Source organism: Enterococcus columbae DSM 7374 = ATCC 51263 (assembly GCF_000406925.1).
GTDB lineage: Bacteria > Bacillota > Bacilli > Lactobacillales > Enterococcaceae > Enterococcus_E > Enterococcus_E columbae.
The window spans coordinates 100,341-118,453 of sequence record NZ_KE136348.1 but is presented as its reverse complement, the minus strand read 5'-3'; the positions used below and the strand labels follow the sequence as shown (position 1 = coordinate 118,453).

The following is an 18,113-nucleotide window of genomic DNA, read 5'->3' as shown; positions in this document are numbered from 1 at the left end:
CAATCATAACTGAAAGATTGCTTTAAATTATATCTAATTTATTGTTTTGATAGTGATTTAACTGATTGGCTATGTCTCGTCCGGCATACATTACTCTCAGTATTGTTACAACCTTTTTATCACTATCTGGAACATAAAGTACCAGATAATTGTCTATTGGTAGTACACGGAGTCCACGACTTTTCCATGGTTCTTTTTCATATTTTTGATAACGATCTGGCATTGTATCTAGACTGAATATCTGTTCTTCCAGACGGTCAAGTAGTCTGCTTGTATTTTCCGGTGATTGTAATTCAAAAGCAATATATTTAAAAATTTCTCTCAAATCATTATCAGCCTGTTCAGATACTTCCACTTCATATATCATAAACCATAATCTTTGCGAATATCAGCAAAGGACTCCTTCGCTTTTTTTGTCCGTCCAGCCTGCATATCCGCATATCCTTTCTCCAATTCTTCGTTGAACGCTGCTTCTGATAATGTACTGATGTCTACAGGAGTAGAAGATGGTAATTTTACTTCAAACGGAAGCCCTCTTTGTAAGATAATCTGTTTATAAAACATATTAATAGCGCTGGATGCAGGGATACCAAGTGTAGATAGAATTTTTTCTGCTTTTTCTTTGACATCTGGTTCAATTCTTGCATATAAATTTGCTGATTTCGTAGCCATATAAACCATCTTCTTTCGTGAGTAGTATTTCAATCTACATATATTATACGCAAATGTCCGGACAATCGCAATGCTAATTACGTACATTAATAATTATATTGAATCCGTGATCAACGATTCTGTCTAGCGTATGTCGTCACGATACCTGGATAAAATGTCTTTTTGCTTGTGGTTGGGCACTATAACTTTTTCAAATAATGATTTTGAATACTTTATTTTGGGAGAGTGAGAGAGATGAAACATAAAGAAACGTTAATGGAAAAAATGATTAAGCGCTTTTATGGCATTTCTGGAGTACTTGATGAATATCGGTTACAAGAAATTAGACGCATTGGCAATAATGCTTTTATGTTTTTGTTTTGGTATTTGTTATTGTCGAATTTTATCGTAATCCATCTAATTGATAGACTGGATCCAGAAATCATTTTACTTGGCTACTGCACAATAAATATCCTTGTATTAGTTTTTGGAGTGTGTGGTTATGTGACGTATCAGGTCTTCAAATTGAAATTAGCTAAAATTGAAGCTAGTGATAGTCAACGTAAATCACTAAAAAGAAAGTCTGTTTTGAAATGTGCCTTATCTGGGATTTTTTTTGCAGCTATAGTGACTGTGATGAGTGCCTTTGATTCAAAAGGTAGCTTTATGGCAGAATTGTTTTCCCCTTATAGTCTATTCTCGTTTTTATTTGAAGCAATTTTTTTCGGTGGTGCGATGTATTTGCTAGTTCGTTATCAATTGAAAAATGAAAGAGAGAAAGAATAAATGATGAAAATATGGAAGAAGATGACTGTTCGATGGAAAATTGATTTTTTAATCGATTGCAATATACTTTTGCTAATCTTATTTTTATTGCTTTTACTCAAATTCTTAGGTATTTCCATTTCACCATTTTTACCAATTATCCCGCCGATGATTGTAGGTCCTAATTTGTTTCGTCGAGGAAGGATGTTTAAAGAGGTTGCCTTGATTATGGAATTACTAGACATCCCGCTTTCAGAATTACGTATGGTATTAAAGGCTGGCCGTTATGATATACTTGAATGGAATGAAAAAAAGACAAGCATCACTCTGTCTAAATTATATCAAGCGATCGCATACATGGAAGATCAATATTTCTTAACCTTTCATGAACATTACAACAAAGAAGCAGCTACAAAGAAATTAGCTGAAAAGAAAGCAGGCACAAAGGCATCGCTTGCTACCTATAACTAAAAACTAGAGAAAATTTTGTTTAGCGACAAGGTTTTCTCTTTTTTTGCGTATTTATAAAATAGAGGTGAGAAGGATGTTTTTGGCGATGAATGAACAGCATGAACTGATTAATGCTAAAGAGGCAACGCGTAACCAAAAATTTTATTGTCCTGCTTGTAAGCAAAGCGTTCAATTAAAGCGTGGGCGACATAAAATTGCTCACTTTGCCCATTTACAGAATCAAGCTTGTGATAGCTTTAGTGAAGGTGAGACTCTCGAACATTTGCATGCAAAAGAGCTATTATTTAATTGGCTGAAAAAGCAAAATTATCCAGTAGAATTAGAGGCTTATTTACCGAATTTAAAGCAAAGACCAGATTTATTAGTTGCTCATTTAGCTATAGAAATGCAATGCTCACCACTTACCATTAGTCGTTTTATAGAAAGAAACCAGGGCTATTTGTCCCACCATTATTCTCCTTGGTGGTTAATTGGTAGCAAGCTACAGCCAAAAAAGCACCAATTTCGCTCTTTGGTTAAGAGTATGATTTGCTATCATCCGTTAGCTGATTTTTATTTTTATGGCTTTGATGAAAAACAACAGGCCATTATTTATTATGGTAATATTTGCTGGCATTATCGTAAAGGATATTATTATCAGTCTTATTTATTTCCCCTTCAGTCATGTAGCTTGACGACTGTTCAACTGTTTTGTCCAAAGAAGCTTGCTCCATTTACTTGGAAAGAGATAGAGTATCGTTTTTATTTGCAGCATCAATTAGTGAATCAACGACCTTATTTTATTTCGTTACAAGAATTTTGTTACCTGCATCATCAAAATCTCCTTAATTTACCGGCATGGTGCTATCAAGCAAGCTGCTATCAGGTTTTATTTGGGCATGATTTGCTGATTTTACGTATGCTTTATTTACAAAGTGTGAATTTTAAACAGTGGCTACAGTTACTAAAATCATTTCCGTTTACTTGGGAATATATATTTTTAAACCAAGCGAAGTTTTTGGTAAGTATTTACGAAGAATGTAAAAAATTAAGTGAAAAAATCAGGGATTAGCTAAATAAAAAAGCTTACTCTAACCTAAAAGCAGTTAAAGTAAGCTAAAATCAAATCACTTAGAATATTTCTTGCATGGTGCTGATAATTAATTGAATGTTTAAAATAGTTAACACGATGGTACTAATCCAGCCTAACCAGGTAATAATTGGTTTATTTTTAAAGCGTTTGCCCATGATTTTTTCAGAGCTAGTAAAATAGACCAATGGAATCATTGAAATAGGTAAAGCGATACTTAGAAAGACCTGCGAATAGATTAATAATTGATCTAAGGTGGTTTCATTATCGCCAAATAGCAAGGCACAGATAATAACCGGTGTAACAGATAATAATCTTGTCAGCAAACGGCGCACCCAAGAAGGGAGTTTAATGTGCAGAAAGCCTTCCATGACAATTTGTCCAGCTAATGTACCAGTAATAGTTGAATTTTGCCCAGAAGCCAATAACGCAACAGCGAAAAGGACACTTAATACAGGACTAGCAACCTTGCCAGCAATGTTTGGATCTTGTAACGCATCATAAAGAGCAGTAAAGGTTCCCAAATCTCCTTGATGGCCAAAGAATAGGGCGCTTCCTAAGATTAGCAACAAGCAGTTGACTAAAAATGCCATGGATAGCTGTAAATTAGAATCCCAAGTGGCAAAACGAACGGCTTGCGCAATTTCCTCTTGATCCTTGCGACTATATTTTCTTGTTTGCGAAATAGAAGAGCCTAAGTATAAATTATGTGGCATGACCGTTGCTCCGACAATTCCTAAAGCCATAGTTAGTTGTCCATGATGTAAGATTTGTTTTTGCGGGATAAAGCCACCAAAAACATCGCGAATCACTGGATCAGCTTGGAAGACTTCATATAGAAAGACTCCTAAAATGACTAAGATTAACGTCATGACAATCGCTTCGATTTTGCGAAAGCCTAACTTCATCAAGAGCAACAATAAGAATACATCAAAAACAGTTAGTACGACACCATAAACTAATGGGATACCAAATAATAGGTTTAGCGCGATAGCACTCCCAATAACCTCGGCAATATCCGTTGCCATTACTGCAAGTTCGGTGATGATCCATAAACAAATGCCCATAGGCTTATTCGTGAATTTACGTGTTGCTTGGGCTAAGTCCATCTGAGTTACGATTCCTAATTTAGCAGCCATATATTGTAATAACATGGCGATGAGGCTAGATAGGAATACAACTGAAAGGAGCAGATAGCCATACTTGGCGCCACCACCAATTGAAGTAATCCAGTTACCTGGATCCATATAACCAACGGCAACCAGTGCGCCTGGACCTGAAAAAGCTAATAAATTTCGCCAAAAGCTTTTTGTTTTGGGTATAGCGACCGTTCCGTTAATTTCTTCTAAGCTTGCTGTATGTGTAGGAGTGATTACTGAATGTTGTCTTTTTTGCTTCATTCATCTCACCTCGTATATAATTTTTAGGTATGCCTAAATTTAATTTTATGGTACACTTATTTTGTTGAAAATTCAAGTGAAAAAACTGTTTTTTTAATAAAAAAAAGCTTGATGTCAAATTTTTTTGACATCAAGCTTAAGTTAGTCAATTTACCCTTTAACCGATCCAGCTGTAATTCCTTCGACATAGAATTTTTGCATGTAGATGAATAAAAGTGTAATTGGAATGGCAATCATTACACAGCCGGCTGTAAAGGACATAAATAATGAGTTGGCGGTTGTCTTGGTCATCATTGAGTAAAGACCAATCGCAACGGTGTAATTTTCCACCTTATCTCCCATGATGACCTTAGCAAAGATAAAGTCCATCCATGGAGCCATGAAGGCCATTAGAGAAGTATAGACAATGATTGGCTTGGATAAAGGCAAGGTAATTTGGGTAAAGATTTGCCATTTATTTGCACCATCAATCATCGCTGATTCATCCAAAGTCATTGGAATGGTATCAAAGAAACCTTTAGCGATATAAAAGCCAAGCGCAGCACCTGAAGAATAGACAATGATTAAGGCTAATAAACTTTCAGTTAGGTTCATTGCTTTTAGGATATAGTAGATGGCAATCATACTCATAAACCCAGGAAACATATTTAAAACTAAGGCTACCTTTAAGAATGGTTTGCGCATTTTGAAGCGTAATCTTGATAATGCATAAGCCATTGCAATGGTAATGAGTGTGGATAAAAGACAGCTAAAAATCGCAACGATTAAGGTATTAAAAAACCAACGAACGAAAGGATAAGTGCCACTTGAATTGGTTAATAACCGTGTGTAATTTTCTAAGGTAAATTGCTTAGGAATGATGTAAGGAACAAAGGCACCACCTTCTGAACGAAAGCTTGTAAGGACGATCCAAATAATCGGAAAGACCCAAATACAGGCTAAAATAGTAAGCGTTACATAGACTAAGCTTAAATTTAATTTGCGTTTTGTACGATAATTCATGATGTTTAGCCCTCCTTAAATGAATTGGTTCTGGTGTAGGCTGCTAAACTAAAGATAGCAGAAAGAATAAAGATTAAAATACCGATGACAGAAGCTAAGTTATAATCCATTGTATCAACGGTCAATTTATACAACCAAGTAACAAGTAAGTCTGTATTACCTGCACCATAGAAGTTAGAATTCGTTGGGCCACCACCAGTAAGTAGATAGATAACGTTAAAGTTATTAATATTGCCGACCAATTGTTGAATTAAAGATGGCATCATTACAAATAAAATTTGAGGGAAAGTGATACTTCTAAAGATTTGGAAACTGTTTGCACCATCAATTCTAGCGGCTTCAATTTGATCGGTTGGTAAGTTTTGTAAGATACCTGTTGTGATAATCATCGTTACCGGAATCCCAATCCACATATTCACAAAAATAATTGAGACCTTCGCCCAGGTAGGATCCGTTAAAAATGGAATTGCTGAGTGAATCCAACCTAGATTTAATAAGGTAGAGTTGATTGGGCCTGCATCGTTTAATAAATTACGCATGATTAATAGTGAAACGAATTGTGGCACAGCCATAGTTAAAACAAAAAGTGTACGCCAGATTTTTTTGCCTTTAATGCCTTTTGTATTAATCAATAAGGCTAGGATAACGCCAAAAATAAAACAAGTTACCGTAGCTAGCACTGCCCAGATCAAGGTCCAAATTAAGACCGGGAAGAAGGTTGATGCCATATCACCAGTAATTACATTCCCAAAATTTTTAAACGCCACCCAAGTAAATAATTGCTTAGGAGGTAAATGGTTATGATCATAGTTCGTAAAGGCGATTGAAATCATGTATAGTAACGGTAAAATAGTAAATAATAGCACACCAAGTAAAGGAATGGTCATCAATGTTGCATGAAAACGTTCATTTAGTAGGGATTTCAAATCGTCAAGGGTTGTAGGAATTGGTTTGTTCTCTTGTTTTAACACATAAAGTTTGCGTGCGCTCTTTAAATTGATTACGTATAAATAAATCATCAAGGCACAGGTAAGGATTGCAGCGATACCAAAAAGAAGGATGAGCATGGAATTGTCACCTTTTTGTAGGACCTCAATGCCAAGCTTTTCATCAAACATCAACCCTTGTTTTTTGGTACCAAGAGTTTGTAGCATTGCAAGAGCCGTCACTCCATTACGAATTAACCAAAAGAAGAAAAGCAATTCGGATAATAAAAAGATGAGTCCTTTTGGAATTTGTTTGTTGCATAGATTGGCTGTTCCCATCAGGAAGAACGATAATTTTGTTGGTAAGTCACCCTTAACAAACAATGTACGGAAGGTTATTTTGTTAGGATGAGTATTCGCTTTTTGAGCCATAATATTCACACCTTTAGAGAAAGTAGTTGGGAAAGTAATGTTAATTTTCCTTATAATATAAGGTTATCTGTGGGAAATTTTTTCCCACAGATAACACCGCATTTTTTATTTATTTTCTTTAGAAATATCAGCTACAAATTTATCTAATTTTGCTTGATATTGGTCAGCTTTGATATTTCCTTTGTAAGTATCGTTAATCAATGCATCCATTGCTGGCCAGAATGATACCATTTCAGGTAATTTAGGCATTACAACTGAATGTTCATCATCAGACATAGCTAAAACCGCTTTGGCAACTGCATCATCTTGCACTTCTTGCACCTCTTGATCGGCTTTGTTTGATGGGATGATTCCGTGATTTTCAAATAATGTTAATTGTGCTTTTTCACCAGTAATATAGTTGGCTAAAGCCATAGCAGCTAACGGATGTTTCGTTTGTTGGTTCACACCGATTAATTTCACACCTAAGAATGCTTTCATTGGGACTTCGCCGTTACCAAAGTCAACAGTAGGGTAAGCAGCTACCCCCATATTATCGCCTAATGCTTTTTTCACATCATTTTTAGACCATGGACCAGAAAGAAAGGCACTAGTTTCGCCAGAAGTAAGCTTAGCAATGGCAGTTGCACTAGATTGTACTACGCCTGGATTTGATTTTTGTTTAGCAATCCAATCTAATACTTGAATACCTTTTTCATTGTTAAAATCAGTTCCCTTTAAATCTTCGCCACTTTTACCGAATAACACATCACCGTTACTCATAAATAATGGGGCAAAGATATAGTTGGCACCTTCTTCAGCAAAGTTGGTTCCCATTTTGCCTTTAGTTGTAATACCAGTCCAAGATTTAACATCTTCTTCAGAAAGGACAGATTTATTGTAGTAAAGAACTTGAGTTTCAACACCGTATGGATAAGCGTATAAATCGCCTTTCCAAGTAGCCCCTTCAACGGCTGAAGGAATATTGTTTTTCTTCACTTCATCGGCATATTTGGTATTTTTATATAACAGTCCAGCTTCGGCCATTTGACCAACTTGATCGTGTGGTAACATAAAGACATCGGCCGCTTTTTCTGGATCTTTTGAAACGTCTTTTTTCGCATCGGCTGATTGACCAACTTTAACATCAACCTTGACATCTGGATATTCTTTTTCAAAGTCTTTCACAATTTTTGTGAAGGTATCCTTTTGTTCAGTATCAATCCATAATTTAATGTTTCCAGATACCTTAGCGCTAGAGTCGTCTTTTGCAGCGCTTTCATTTTTGCTTGAATTGCCACAACCTGCAAGTAATAGTGTGCTTGCTCCCATAACTACAGCCCCTAGAGCAAATTTTTTAAAATTTGTTTTCATTCTCAAGACCTCCAATTTTATTTGAGAAAAATAATTACATGTTCATTATGCAATCGTTTGCGCCTTTTGTCAAATGTTTTTTCGTGAAAAAAGAAAATTTTTCTTTAGTTCAAAATAAAATAAAATGTTTTAAGTTGCTTTATATTGCAGAAATGTTGATATATCAATGGATATTGGATGGTATTTTAAATTGTTCAAAATCAATGTTTTTTTAAAGTGCAACCGATTGCTGATGAGTGCTTGATTGCGTTTGCAAAATATGCCATAATAGGGGCAAAGAAAAAAGGAGTTGAGTAATTGATGAATACTTCTGCAATCTATCATCGACCTGAAAGTGAATTTGCTTATCTATATAATGAATCGACAATGCATATTCGCTTACAAACGGCTAGAGAAGATGTTTTAGCTGTCTATCTTATTCATGGGGACCCTTATTTGGTGAATAAAGAAAACTGGTATCAAAAGAGAGTGCCTATGCAAAAATTATTGACCACTCAATTACATGATTATTGGCAAATTAGTGTGGGGGCAAAATTTCGACGAATCGCCTATGGTTTTATTGTCGAAGGAATTGATGGAACAGTAGCGTTTTATGGTGATCAAGGGATTTTTCCAGCAACTGAAGAATATCTCGCTTCGCCAAATCTTTACTATCGTTTACCTTATTTCCATGAAACAGATCGAGTGAAGGTTCCTGAATGGGTAAAGCAAACTGTATGGTATCAAATTTTCCCAGAACGCTTTGCCAATGGGGATCCAACTAATGATCCTAAAGGTACACTTGCCTGGGGGAGTGAAGAACCGACCCCGTTTAATTTCTTTGGTGGTGATTTACAAGGCGTACGCGACCACCTAGATCATCTCGTTGATTTAGGGGTGAACGGTTTGTATTTTTGTCCTATTTTTAAGGCGACTTCTAATCATAAGTACGATACCGAAGATTACTTTATGATTGATCCAGCTTTTGGTACGGCTGAAACTTTTAAAGCTTTGGTTCAAGAATGCCATGAACGTGGGATTAAAGTGATGTTAGATGCGGTGTTCAATCATATTGGCGACAATTCTCCGCAATGGCAAGATGTCATTAAAAATGGCGAAAAATCAAAATATGCTGATTGGTTCCATATTCATGAATTTCCAGTTAGCTATACAGAAGGCGAACACTTTGAAGATGCCAAAGATTTAACTTTTGATACATTTGCTTTTACGCCACATATGCCCAAACTAAATACTGCTAATCCAGAGGTACAAGAATACTTACTTTCGATTGCAAAATACTGGATTGAAGAATTTGATATTGATGCTTGGCGTTTGGATGTTGCCAATGAAGTAGACCATGCATTTTGGAAGAAATTTAGACAAACGTGTGATGCAGTGAAAAAAGACTTCTACATTTTAGGAGAAATTTGGCATTCTTCACAACGTTGGTTACAAGGCGATGAGTTCGATGCAGTGATGAACTATGCCTTCACGGATGCAATTAAAGCCTATTTTGTAAAAAATGAAATTTCATTATCCAAAATGGTTGCTCAAATGAATCGACAATTGATGTTATATCGAATGCAGACTAACCAAGTACAATTTAATGTTTTGGATTCACATGATACACCAAGACTTTTAACTGAGGTGAAAGGTGACAAGGACTTAGTTCGTCAAATCATGGCCTTTACTTATCTACAAATGGGGGTTCCTTGCATTTATTATGGTACGGAATATGCTATGGAGGGTGAATTTGACCCTGGTTGTCGTAAATGTATGGTTTGGGATGAAGCGGACCAAGACTTAGAAATGTATGCATTCATGAAATTATTGGTTAGCTTTAGAAAAGAATATCAACCGATTTTAAGTGAAGGTAGTGTGGAATGGTTAGCTGCAGATGACCATACAGGAATTCTTTCGCTTGCTCGACAATTAGGCGATAAGTTATTAGTTGCCACCTTTAATACTGGTGAGCAGCCTATCACGATGCCAGTAAGTGAAAAAATCGTATTAAGTCAAAAAACACAAGCCAATCAAATTTTACCTAAAGGATTTGTGATTACTTATTGGGAGGGTGTTGAATAATGCGTCAAAAACATTGGTGGCAAGAAGTCGTTGTATATCAAATTTATCCAAGGAGCTTCAAAGATAGTAATGGTGATGGCATTGGCGATTTACCAGGAATTATTGAAAAACTAGATTATCTTGAAAAGTTAGGAATTGGTGCGATTTGGCTATCACCGGTTTATCAATCTCCAAACGATGATAATGGTTATGATATTTCAGATTATGAAGCAATCATGACAGAGTTCGGGACAATGGAGGATATGGATCGGTTAATTCAAGAAGCGGATAAACGACAGATCAAGATTGTGATGGATTTGGTTGTTAATCATACCTCTGATGAACATGCTTGGTTTGTGGAAGCAAAGAAATCCAAGGATAATCCTTATCGCGATTATTATGTATGGGCCAATCCTAGCGCAGATGGCGGGGTTCCTAATGGTTTACGTTCTGCATTTTCAGGTTCAGCCTGGCAATTAGATGAAACAACGGGTCAATATTACTTGCACTTATTTAGTAAGAAACAGCCAGATTTAAATTGGCAAAATGAAAAAGTCCGTCAGGCTGTCTATCAAATGATGAATTTCTGGATTGATAAAGGAATTGGCGGTTTTCGTATGGACGTGATTGACTTAATCGGGAAGGTACCAGAACAAGAGATTACCGGGAATGGCCCACGTTTGCATGAATTTTTACAAGAGATGAATCAAGCCACTTTTGGTAAGCATGATTTATTAACGGTTGGCGAAACGTGGGGAGCCACCCCGGAAATTGCTAAATTATATTCTAATCCAGACCGGCATGAACTTTCGATGGTTTTCCAATTTGAACATATCGGCTTAGATCAACAAGCTGGTGGTGAAAAATGGGACTTGGCACCTGTTGACTTAGGCCAATTGAAACAGATTTTTGCAAAATGGCAGACTGAATTGGATAATCAAGGTTGGAATTCACTTTTTTGGAATAATCATGACCTGCCACGAATGATTTCACGTTGGGGCAATGACACTAACTATCGAGTAGAAAGTGCGAAAATGTTGGCTATCCTTTTACATATGCAAAAAGGTACGCCTTATATCTATCAGGGAGAAGAAATCGGCATGACCAATACGGCGATTACTGATATTACCCAAGCTAAAGATATCGAAACAATCAATATGTATCAGGAACGTTTAGCCAATGGGTTTACCAAAGAAGCAATTATTCAATCCATCAATGTCAAAGGGCGTGATAATGCACGTCGGCCAGTTCAGTGGAGCAATCAAGCCTATGCTGGTTTTTCAACTGTAGAACCATGGATTGCTGTTAATGAAAATTATTCAAGTATCAATGTAGAACAAGCTTTAGCAGATCCTGATTCCATTTTTTACACTTATCAAAAATTAATTGCTTTGCGTAAAGCCAATCCAATTATGATTTGGGGCGATTTCGAATTACTTGATACCAAAGAGGCCGTTTTTGCCTATTTACGTAAATATCAAGGAGAAACCTGGTTAGTGGTAACGAATTTTTCTGATGATTGTCATGAATTTCATTATTCTAATCCACAAGCTAAAGCAACTGAGTTAGTGATTGCCAACATGCCCATTGAATTAAGTGAAAGTCTTGACTTACAGTTAAAACCATGGCAAGCCTTTGTGGTGAAATTGGAGGAGTAACATGGAGAGAAAATGGTGGGAAACAGCAGTTGGGTATCAAATTTATCCACGCAGCTTTTATGATAGTAACAATGATGGAATCGGTGATCTTCAAGGCATCATCGCCAAATTGCCTTATATCAAAGCGTTAGGCGTAGATTTTATCTGGCTTAATCCGATTTACGCTTCACCAAATGTGGATAACGGGTATGATATTTCTGATTATCAGGCCATTCATCCAGATTTTGGAACGATGGCCGATTTTAAGGAATTACTCGCCAAGGCTCATGCTTTAGATTTAAAAATAATTATGGACTTGGTAGTCAATCATACGAGTGATCAACATCCCTGGTTTCAAGAGGCGTTGAAGGGGAAGGATAATCCATATCGTGATTATTATCTATGGGCAGATGCTACACCAGAGAGAATGCCTAATGATTGGCAAAGCTTTTTTGGTGGCTCAACTTGGCAATATGACGAAAAATCAAAACAAGCCTATTTTCATATCTTTGCGCCTGAGCAGCCTGATTTAAACTGGCAAAATCCAAAGCTAAGAGCAGAAATCTATCAAATGATTCGTTGGTGGTTAGATTTAGGGATTGATGGCTTTCGTTTAGATGCAATTAGTCATATTCAAAAAGCACCTTGGGATTTTAAAATTACGGACAATCCTTGGGCGCCATTTATGAATGTTGCTGGGATTGACGCGTACATGCAAGATTTGAAAGAAATTTTTGCTGAATATCCAATCGTAACCGTTGGTGAAGCAAGTGGCGTAACGAGTAAAAAAGCCGTGAATTGGACCAATCGTGATGGTTATTTAGATATGATTTTTGAACTAGAGCATCAGGTTAGAGAAGGAAAGCCCGGTCATGAACGAATCAATGTTTTAGGCTGGAAAAAGGTGGTTAGTCGTTGGCAAAAAGATTTAAATCAACATGGCTGGAATGCTTTATACGTTGAAAATCACGATAATCCACGAATCAATTCAATTTTAGGAAACGAAAGTGAACATTCAGCTAAAGCCATTGCTACTGCTTTCATGTTTATGAAGGGAACACCATTTATTTATCAAGGTCAGGAAATTGGTATGACGAATTTTCCTTTTACCTCGGTGGACCAATTAGATGCTAAAGATAGCTATAATCACTATCAAGAATTGCTTAAACAAGGCATCACCCCTGATGAAGCCTTGCAACAAATTTGCCATTGGACTAGAGATCATTCACGAACCCCTATGCAATGGGAAGCAAGTCATGCAGCAGGCTTTAGCCAAACGAAGCCTTGGTTAGCGGTTCATCCAAATTATCAAGAAATCAATGTTTCAGAGCAAGAAAAACGCCCAGATTCCTTACTAAATTTCTATAAACAGGCCATTGCCTTAAGAAAAACGGCGCTGTTTGTAGAGGGAAATTATGAGCTACATTTGCCAAAGCATCCACAAGTGATTGCTTACACTAGAAACACAACCAATCAAAGTGCGTTGGTCTTGGTCAATTTAAGTGATAAAGAGGTGGTAGTTGATTTACCTAATCGTGTAGTTCAATCAGAGGCTAAAGTTCTTTTAACTAATACAAGTTCTCAGCCTTTAGTAAAAAGGATGCACCTACAACCTTTCGCTGCATTTATTTACCAGTTGAATTGAGGCATAAAAAATACGTATATTTAGGGATTTTTCTATTGATTAGAAGGATCCCTATTTTTAGAAAGTGGGAAGAAAATGATTTTCACACAGGGTTCATTTAACGTGGTCATTCAAAATAGCAAAGTCTTAATGGTCAAACGTCGTGATTTACCACTATGGGATTTACCAGGTGGCAAGATTGAGCACTATGAAACGCCACAACAAGCGGCTATTCGAGAAATGCATGAGGAAACAGGGTATCAAATAAAGCTTATTTGTTGTTATGGACAGTATTACGATATAAAAAGAAAAGATTGCCAGCATCTATTTTTAAGCGAGATTATCTCAGGCAGTCCTCAAAATCAAACAACAGAAACTACGCAGCTTAAATGGTTTCCTGTCAATCGTTTGCCAATTAATACTGTTCCTTTTCGTAAACGACAAATTCGTACCGCTTTCAATGCACCACGTTATCAAACGTACGAAATTAGAGAAAATTTTTTGATTAGCTTATTGCGAAAAATTTTAGGGAAATAGGATTTGACAATGGATGGTTGATTCGTATATATTTTAAGTGAATAATCGTTCAATGAATATGTGTTCATTTAAAATGTGGAGGCGACTAATGAATAAACGAGAAAATGAAAAACTGAGAAAAATTCAATTGATTGAGCAATCAGCACTCGATTTATTTGTCACTAGAGGCTATTCAGCAACAAAAATTTCAGATATTGCACAAAAGGCGGATGTTAGTGTGGGGTTAGTGATGAAATATTTTCATTCAAAGGAATTTTTATATGAGCATCTGATAGAAAAGGGGGTACAATCTATCAATTTTTCTTTAGAGATTCCACATACTAACATGCTTGAATTATTTGAGAAAATTACACGATATATTTTTTCACAATTAGATACTAATCCAGTTGTGGCTAAAATGTTTATGCTATTGTCAGAAGCTAGAAAAAATGATCATGTATCTGAGAAAGTTAAAGCACTACTTGAAGCAATAACCATTATCGAGGATTGTTGTGAGTGGATTGTTACTGGTCAAGATGAAGGGAGTATAAGGGAAGGCAATCCGCATACCTTATCTTATACATATTGGTGTTGTATCCAAGGGATGGCAGAAGCAAAAGTGATCTTTGCTGATTTTAAATTACCAGAAGTATCTTGGATTCTTGCTATCTTAAGAAGGGAAGAAAATAATGGTTAAAGTTGCAATTATTGGTGGGGGCATAGCTGGCTTGACTGCTGGGATATATTTGCAAAAAGCTGGCTTTGAAACTGAAATTTATGAGAAAAATCAAAATGCGGGAGGTTTGTGTACAGGCTGGTATAAAAAAGAGGTATTGATTGATAACTGTATTCATTGGATTACGGGAACCAAACCTAAGTCTGATTTGAATCAATTGTGGCTAGAAATTGGTTTAATAAAGCAAGCGGATGATTTTGAAACAGCCGATTATCTATTTTTATCGAAATTTAAAAATGGTCAAATTACTTTTTGGAAAGACTGGCAAAGAACACAAAAGGAGATGCTTACACTTTTTCCGGAAGATAGTGAGTCCATTCTTCAATTTTTTTCAAACGTTTTATTGTTGACTAAGCTACAAATTCCAGCAAAAAAACCATTTCAGTTTTATCATCTATTTGATTTTTTATGTTTAATACCGACATTGGCTATTCAAAAAAAGATTCAATCCCTATACGGTGACCAGACCATAGCGGACTTTGCCAATCATTTTAAAAATTCCTATTTGCGACATGCTTTCTTAGACCATTTTCCATCGGTCTATCCAGCTTATATGTTGCTATCTACGTACGCTTCGTTTATTTCGGGAAATGCTGCAATCGCTCCATGCTCATCGCTTGAGTTAAGTAATCGAGTAGTGGATAAATATTTGAGCTTAGGTGGAAAAATCCATTATAGAAAAAAGTTAAAGCATTTAACAATCGTTGATGAAAATATTGCTTCTATATCTTTTGAAGATAATTATCAAATGACTGCGGATAAATATATCTTGGCCTATGATATTAATCAGATTTACCAAAAGTTGTTGTCTCCAGCTTATTTTTCTAAAAAAATAAATGATAAATTATCAAAATTAACGAATACTACTCATACTAGTTCTTTTCAAGTAGCCTATCAACTGGATAGCAAAGTTGACTTTCTCACTAATGCTACTTTTCCGATTCGTGAATTAAGCATTGCGACAAAATCAATTTCTAGAATAAGTGTCAAAATTAAAAAGGCAAAAAATTCTGAGCAAACAATTGTTTATGTGAGTATTTTTCAAGATCAAGATGATTATCAGTTTTGGCATAGCTTATCAAAAGAAGATTATAAACGATTAAAATTAGCATACGCCAATCAAATCAAACAATTAATATTTGCCGATTATACACATTTGATCAATGAACTATCGATTTTAGATATTTGGACTCCACTCACTTATTATCGTTACTGTAATGTTGTTGATGGTTCGTTTATGGGAGCGATTCCTAAAGAGCGTACGAATTCGCTTGTTTTACCGAACAAATTATCAAAAATAAAAAATTTATGGTTTGCTAATCAATGGCTGATGTCACCAGGTGGCTTACCCATAGCTGGCATAGTAGGAAAATTTGCTGCTTACGAAATAAGTAAAGAAAAACTGAGGTAGGATATGCTGAAATAAACAATGCACCAAAATTGGTGCATTGTTTGCTTTTGTGGTACAATGGAAGTACTAAACAGGAGGATTTGATCATGATTGGAGAAAATATCAAGACACTGCGCCATTCACTTCATTTAACGCAACTAGAGTTTGCTCAAATGATTGGCGTTTCTCGCAATAGTCTAAGTCGCTATGAAAATGAAACGAGTATGATTTCAACAGAATTAATTGATCGTATTTGTCAGAAATTTAATGTTTCTTATCTCGATATTGTGGGTGAAGAAAAACTGTTAACGCCAATTGAAGATTATCAATTAACTTTAACGATAGAAGTACTTAAAGAACGAGGGGCAGCGATTTTATCTCGCCTTTATCATTATCAAGATACACAAGGTATTGCTTTTGATGATGTTAGTAATCCTTGGATTTTGATGAGTGATGATTTGGCCAATTTGATTAATACTAAGCTTTATTTAGTAGACAGTTTTGGTGAGCTAGAACGATACAATGGTTATTTGGATGGTATTGAGAGAATGTTAATGATGGTCAGCCATCAAGGGGTTGCTTAATGGGAATCGAAGAATACAGTGAAGCTGAATTTCAAAGAGCGTTGAAAAGAAATATTCGCGCATTAACTCTAGGAAAACAAACTTCAAAACAGCCGCAAGCAATTATTTTAGGTGGGCAAAGTGGTGCTGGTAAGACAACGATTCATCGGATTAAACAAAGAGAATTTCAAGGCAATATCATTATTATTGATGGAGATAGTTATCGTTCATTACATCCTAATTATTTTGCATTACAAGAAAAATATGGTAAGGATAGTGTAGAATATACGAAGGACTTTGCTGGAAAAATGGTAGAATCGTTGGTAAACGAATTAAGCAACCAAGGGTACCACCTACTGATTGAAGGTACTTTACGAACCGTTCAAGTACCAAAAAAGACTGCAAATCTTTTAAAAGCTAAAGGTTATCAGGTTGCTTTAGCTTTAATTGCAACCAAACCAGAATTATCCTATTTAAGTACTTTGCTTCGCTATGAAGAGCTTTATGCACTTGATCCAACCAAGGCGAGAGCTACCCCAAAAGAACATCATGATTTGATTGTAGAGCATCTAGTTGCTCATTTACGTGAGCTGGAAACAGAACAAATATTTAATCGAATTCAAATTTATCAAAGAGATAGAAGTTGTAAGTATGATTCAAAAATAAATGCGGGATTAGCTGCTGATATATTACAAAATCTTTTGTTTGGCAAATGGACGATGGTAGAAAAAATTATGCTTAAGGAAGGACAAGAAAAACTAGCGCAGTTAAGGGCGAAAAATCAAGCGCATTCTTAATTGATGCGAAAAAATTTTGTTAAACAGCTCGTTTAAAAGTGAATACGCCAAAAATAAACCAGCAGTCTTTTAATAAGAGTTAAAGACTACTGGTTTTTCAGATATTCATACAGGTGTATTGCCAAGAAAGTGGCTATTTTATAGCTTTCTTTCAAATGGATCGCTACTGATGCCTTGATCTAATACTTGTTTGGCATATTCTTTGGCAGCGAATAATGAATGATCACGGTAATTCCCACATTCCTTAGCTGAAACAGCTGGGACAAAGTCTGTACCGATCACATGTTTTTCTAAAACCGTTTTTAATGCATCACGAATTTCTTCGGTAGAATGTTCGCCCCATACGATTAAATAAAAGCCAGTACGGCAGCCCATTGGTGATAAATCGATGACACCATCGATATAGTCACGTAAATTCACAGCTAATAAATGCTCTAAAGTGTGCAATGCAGCTGTTGGTAGGGCATCATGATTTGGTTGTAAGAAACGTAAATCAAATTTTTGAATAGTGACTCCTTCATTAGTTTCCAATCCAGCCATACGTACGTAAGGTGCTTTTACCTTATTATGATCTAAACTAAAGCTTTCAACTTTTGCCATTGCTTTCGCCTCCTTGCATTGACAACTATAACAAATAATGAGAATTGTTGCAATTATATCAACAAATAAATCTGCGAAAAATCAAGATTACTACTAGAAAAAAACAAGAAATATGGTAAAATGATTAAAAAATCTTAA

General features: G+C 35.8%; 18 protein-coding genes. 11 read left to right on the top strand and 7 right to left on the bottom strand.

The features are described from left to right. Nucleotides 1–22 precede the first annotated feature (22 nt). Both RK02_RS05545 and RK02_RS05540 read right to left on the bottom strand, forming a co-directional pair. Nucleotides 23–367, bottom strand: a complete 345-nt coding sequence (locus RK02_RS05545) for a type II toxin-antitoxin system RelE/ParE family toxin (RefSeq protein ID WP_016183266.1) — start codon at nucleotides 365–367, stop codon at nucleotides 23–25. Continuing rightward, nucleotides 364–672 carry a type II toxin-antitoxin system RelB/DinJ family antitoxin gene (locus RK02_RS05540; RefSeq protein ID WP_016183265.1) on the bottom strand — a complete coding sequence of 103 codons (309 nt, stop codon included), beginning with the start codon at nucleotides 670–672 and terminating at the stop codon, nucleotides 364–366. The genes RK02_RS05545 and RK02_RS05540 overlap by 4 nt, the downstream gene beginning before the upstream one ends. Before the next feature lie 234 nt (nucleotides 673–906). On the opposite strand from RK02_RS05540, the gene RK02_RS05535 reads away from it, so the two are divergent. The 3 genes from RK02_RS05535 to RK02_RS05525 all read left to right on the top strand — a co-directional run bounded on the left by RK02_RS05535 (nucleotide 907) and on the right by RK02_RS05525 (nucleotide 2,938). Beyond that, nucleotides 907–1,437 carry a DUF6773 family protein gene (locus RK02_RS05535; RefSeq protein WP_016183264.1) on the top strand — a complete coding sequence of 177 codons (531 nt, stop codon included), beginning with the start codon at nucleotides 907–909 and terminating at the stop codon, nucleotides 1,435–1,437. Further along, nucleotides 1,438–1,887: a hypothetical protein gene (locus RK02_RS05530; protein WP_018451629.1), complete on the top strand. Its 450-nt coding sequence runs from the start codon at nucleotides 1,438–1,440 to the stop codon at nucleotides 1,885–1,887. It begins immediately after the preceding gene. Nucleotides 1,888–1,972: 85 nt separating this feature from the next. Beyond that, entirely contained in the window at nucleotides 1,973–2,938 is a 966-nt protein-coding gene (locus RK02_RS05525; RefSeq protein WP_245555731.1) for a competence protein CoiA, read from the top strand. A gap of 59 nt (nucleotides 2,939–2,997) precedes the next feature. Here RK02_RS05525 and RK02_RS05520 read toward each other — a convergent pair whose 3' ends face one another. The 4 genes from RK02_RS05520 to RK02_RS05505 all read right to left on the bottom strand — a co-directional run bounded on the left by RK02_RS05520 (nucleotide 2,998) and on the right by RK02_RS05505 (nucleotide 8,069). After that, on the bottom strand, nucleotides 2,998–4,356 hold the full coding sequence (locus RK02_RS05520; protein ID WP_016183261.1) for an Nramp family divalent metal transporter: 1,359 nt from the start codon (nucleotides 4,354–4,356) through the stop codon (nucleotides 2,998–3,000). 150 nt (nucleotides 4,357–4,506) lie between these two features. Beyond that, entirely contained in the window at nucleotides 4,507–5,358 is an 852-nt protein-coding gene (locus tag RK02_RS05515) for a sugar ABC transporter permease (RefSeq protein ID WP_016183260.1), read from the bottom strand. A 5-nt stretch (nucleotides 5,359–5,363) separates the two neighbouring features. Beyond that, complete coding sequence (locus RK02_RS05510) at nucleotides 5,364–6,716, bottom strand: carbohydrate ABC transporter permease (protein WP_016183259.1); 1,353 nt, start codon at nucleotides 6,714–6,716, stop codon at nucleotides 5,364–5,366. Between the two features lie 105 nt (nucleotides 6,717–6,821). Then, nucleotides 6,822–8,069 (bottom strand): extracellular solute-binding protein, encoded by a 1,248-nt coding sequence (locus RK02_RS05505; protein WP_016183258.1) that lies wholly within the window; start codon nucleotides 8,067–8,069, stop codon nucleotides 6,822–6,824. A 300-nt stretch (nucleotides 8,070–8,369) separates the two neighbouring features. Here RK02_RS05505 and RK02_RS05500 point away from each other — a divergent pair, with 300 nt between their 5' ends. From RK02_RS05500 to pezT, 8 genes are all read left to right on the top strand, one after another. Continuing rightward, nucleotides 8,370–10,133, top strand: a complete 1,764-nt coding sequence (locus RK02_RS05500) for a glycoside hydrolase family 13 protein (protein WP_016183257.1) — start codon at nucleotides 8,370–8,372, stop codon at nucleotides 10,131–10,133. Next, the gene (locus RK02_RS05495) at nucleotides 10,133–11,770 is read left to right on the top strand and encodes a glycoside hydrolase family 13 protein (RefSeq protein WP_016183256.1); all 1,638 of its coding nucleotides are present in this window, start codon (nucleotides 10,133–10,135) and stop codon (nucleotides 11,768–11,770) included. The genes RK02_RS05500 and RK02_RS05495 overlap by 1 nt, the downstream gene beginning before the upstream one ends. Before the next feature lies 1 nt (nucleotide 11,771). Next, a complete protein-coding gene (locus RK02_RS05490; RefSeq protein ID WP_016183255.1) occupies nucleotides 11,772–13,394 on the top strand; it encodes a glycoside hydrolase family 13 protein in 1,623 nt (540 codons plus the stop codon). A 75-nt stretch (nucleotides 13,395–13,469) separates the two neighbouring features. Beyond that, nucleotides 13,470–13,910, top strand: coding sequence for an NUDIX hydrolase (locus RK02_RS05485; protein ID WP_016183254.1), 441 nt, complete (start codon nucleotides 13,470–13,472; stop codon nucleotides 13,908–13,910). An 88-nt stretch (nucleotides 13,911–13,998) separates the two neighbouring features. After that, nucleotides 13,999–14,586, top strand: a complete 588-nt coding sequence (locus tag RK02_RS05480) for a TetR/AcrR family transcriptional regulator (protein WP_016183253.1) — start codon at nucleotides 13,999–14,001, stop codon at nucleotides 14,584–14,586. Continuing rightward, a complete protein-coding gene (locus RK02_RS05475; protein WP_016183252.1) occupies nucleotides 14,579–16,036 on the top strand; it encodes a phytoene desaturase family protein in 1,458 nt (485 codons plus the stop codon). The genes RK02_RS05480 and RK02_RS05475 overlap by 8 nt, the downstream gene beginning before the upstream one ends. Before the next feature lie 86 nt (nucleotides 16,037–16,122). Continuing rightward, nucleotides 16,123–16,599 (top strand): type II toxin-antitoxin system antitoxin PezA, encoded by a 477-nt coding sequence (gene pezA / locus RK02_RS05470; protein WP_016183251.1) that lies wholly within the window; start codon nucleotides 16,123–16,125, stop codon nucleotides 16,597–16,599. After that, on the top strand, nucleotides 16,599–17,375 hold the full coding sequence (gene pezT, locus RK02_RS05465) for a type II toxin-antitoxin system toxin PezT (RefSeq protein WP_016183250.1): 777 nt from the start codon (nucleotides 16,599–16,601) through the stop codon (nucleotides 17,373–17,375). Before pezA ends, pezT begins: the two co-directional genes overlap by 1 nt. Before the next feature lie 138 nt (nucleotides 17,376–17,513). On the opposite strand, the gene RK02_RS05460 is transcribed toward pezT, so the two are convergent. After that, on the bottom strand, nucleotides 17,514–17,975 hold the full coding sequence (locus RK02_RS05460; protein WP_016183249.1) for an S-ribosylhomocysteine lyase: 462 nt from the start codon (nucleotides 17,973–17,975) through the stop codon (nucleotides 17,514–17,516). Nucleotides 17,976–18,113: the final 138 nt, after the last annotated feature.

Excerpts from the sequence above, each read along its gene's own strand:
- pezT (WP_016183250.1), top strand. The coding sequence starts at position 16,599 with ATGGGAATCGAAGAATACAGTGAAGCTGAATTTCAAAGAGCGTTGAAA.
- RK02_RS05515 (WP_016183260.1), bottom strand. The coding sequence starts at position 5,358 with ATGAATTATCGTACAAAACGCAAATTAAATTTAAGCTTAGTCTATGTA.
- RK02_RS05475 (WP_016183252.1), top strand. The coding sequence starts at position 14,579 with ATGGTTAAAGTTGCAATTATTGGTGGGGGCATAGCTGGCTTGACTGCT.
- pezA (WP_016183251.1), top strand. The coding sequence starts at position 16,123 with ATGATTGGAGAAAATATCAAGACACTGCGCCATTCACTTCATTTAACG.
- RK02_RS05520 (WP_016183261.1), bottom strand. The coding sequence starts at position 4,356 with ATGAAGCAAAAAAGACAACATTCAGTAATCACTCCTACACATACAGCA.
- RK02_RS05525 (WP_245555731.1), top strand. The coding sequence starts at position 1,973 with ATGAATGAACAGCATGAACTGATTAATGCTAAAGAGGCAACGCGTAAC.
- RK02_RS05510 (WP_016183259.1), bottom strand. The coding sequence starts at position 6,716 with ATGGCTCAAAAAGCGAATACTCATCCTAACAAAATAACCTTCCGTACA.
- RK02_RS05490 (WP_016183255.1), top strand. The coding sequence starts at position 11,772 with ATGGAGAGAAAATGGTGGGAAACAGCAGTTGGGTATCAAATTTATCCA.
- RK02_RS05530 (WP_018451629.1), top strand. The coding sequence starts at position 1,438 with ATGATGAAAATATGGAAGAAGATGACTGTTCGATGGAAAATTGATTTT.
- RK02_RS05460 (WP_016183249.1), bottom strand. The coding sequence starts at position 17,975 with ATGGCAAAAGTTGAAAGCTTTAGTTTAGATCATAATAAGGTAAAAGCA.
- RK02_RS05485 (WP_016183254.1), top strand. The coding sequence starts at position 13,470 with ATGATTTTCACACAGGGTTCATTTAACGTGGTCATTCAAAATAGCAAA.
- RK02_RS05505 (WP_016183258.1), bottom strand. The coding sequence starts at position 8,069 with ATGAAAACAAATTTTAAAAAATTTGCTCTAGGGGCTGTAGTTATGGGA.
- RK02_RS05540 (WP_016183265.1), bottom strand. The coding sequence starts at position 672 with ATGGCTACGAAATCAGCAAATTTATATGCAAGAATTGAACCAGATGTC.
- RK02_RS05500 (WP_016183257.1), top strand. The coding sequence starts at position 8,370 with ATGAATACTTCTGCAATCTATCATCGACCTGAAAGTGAATTTGCTTAT.
- RK02_RS05545 (WP_016183266.1), bottom strand. The coding sequence starts at position 367 with ATGATATATGAAGTGGAAGTATCTGAACAGGCTGATAATGATTTGAGA.
- RK02_RS05495 (WP_016183256.1), top strand. The coding sequence starts at position 10,133 with ATGCGTCAAAAACATTGGTGGCAAGAAGTCGTTGTATATCAAATTTAT.
- RK02_RS05535 (WP_016183264.1), top strand. The coding sequence starts at position 907 with ATGAAACATAAAGAAACGTTAATGGAAAAAATGATTAAGCGCTTTTAT.
- RK02_RS05480 (WP_016183253.1), top strand. The coding sequence starts at position 13,999 with ATGAATAAACGAGAAAATGAAAAACTGAGAAAAATTCAATTGATTGAG.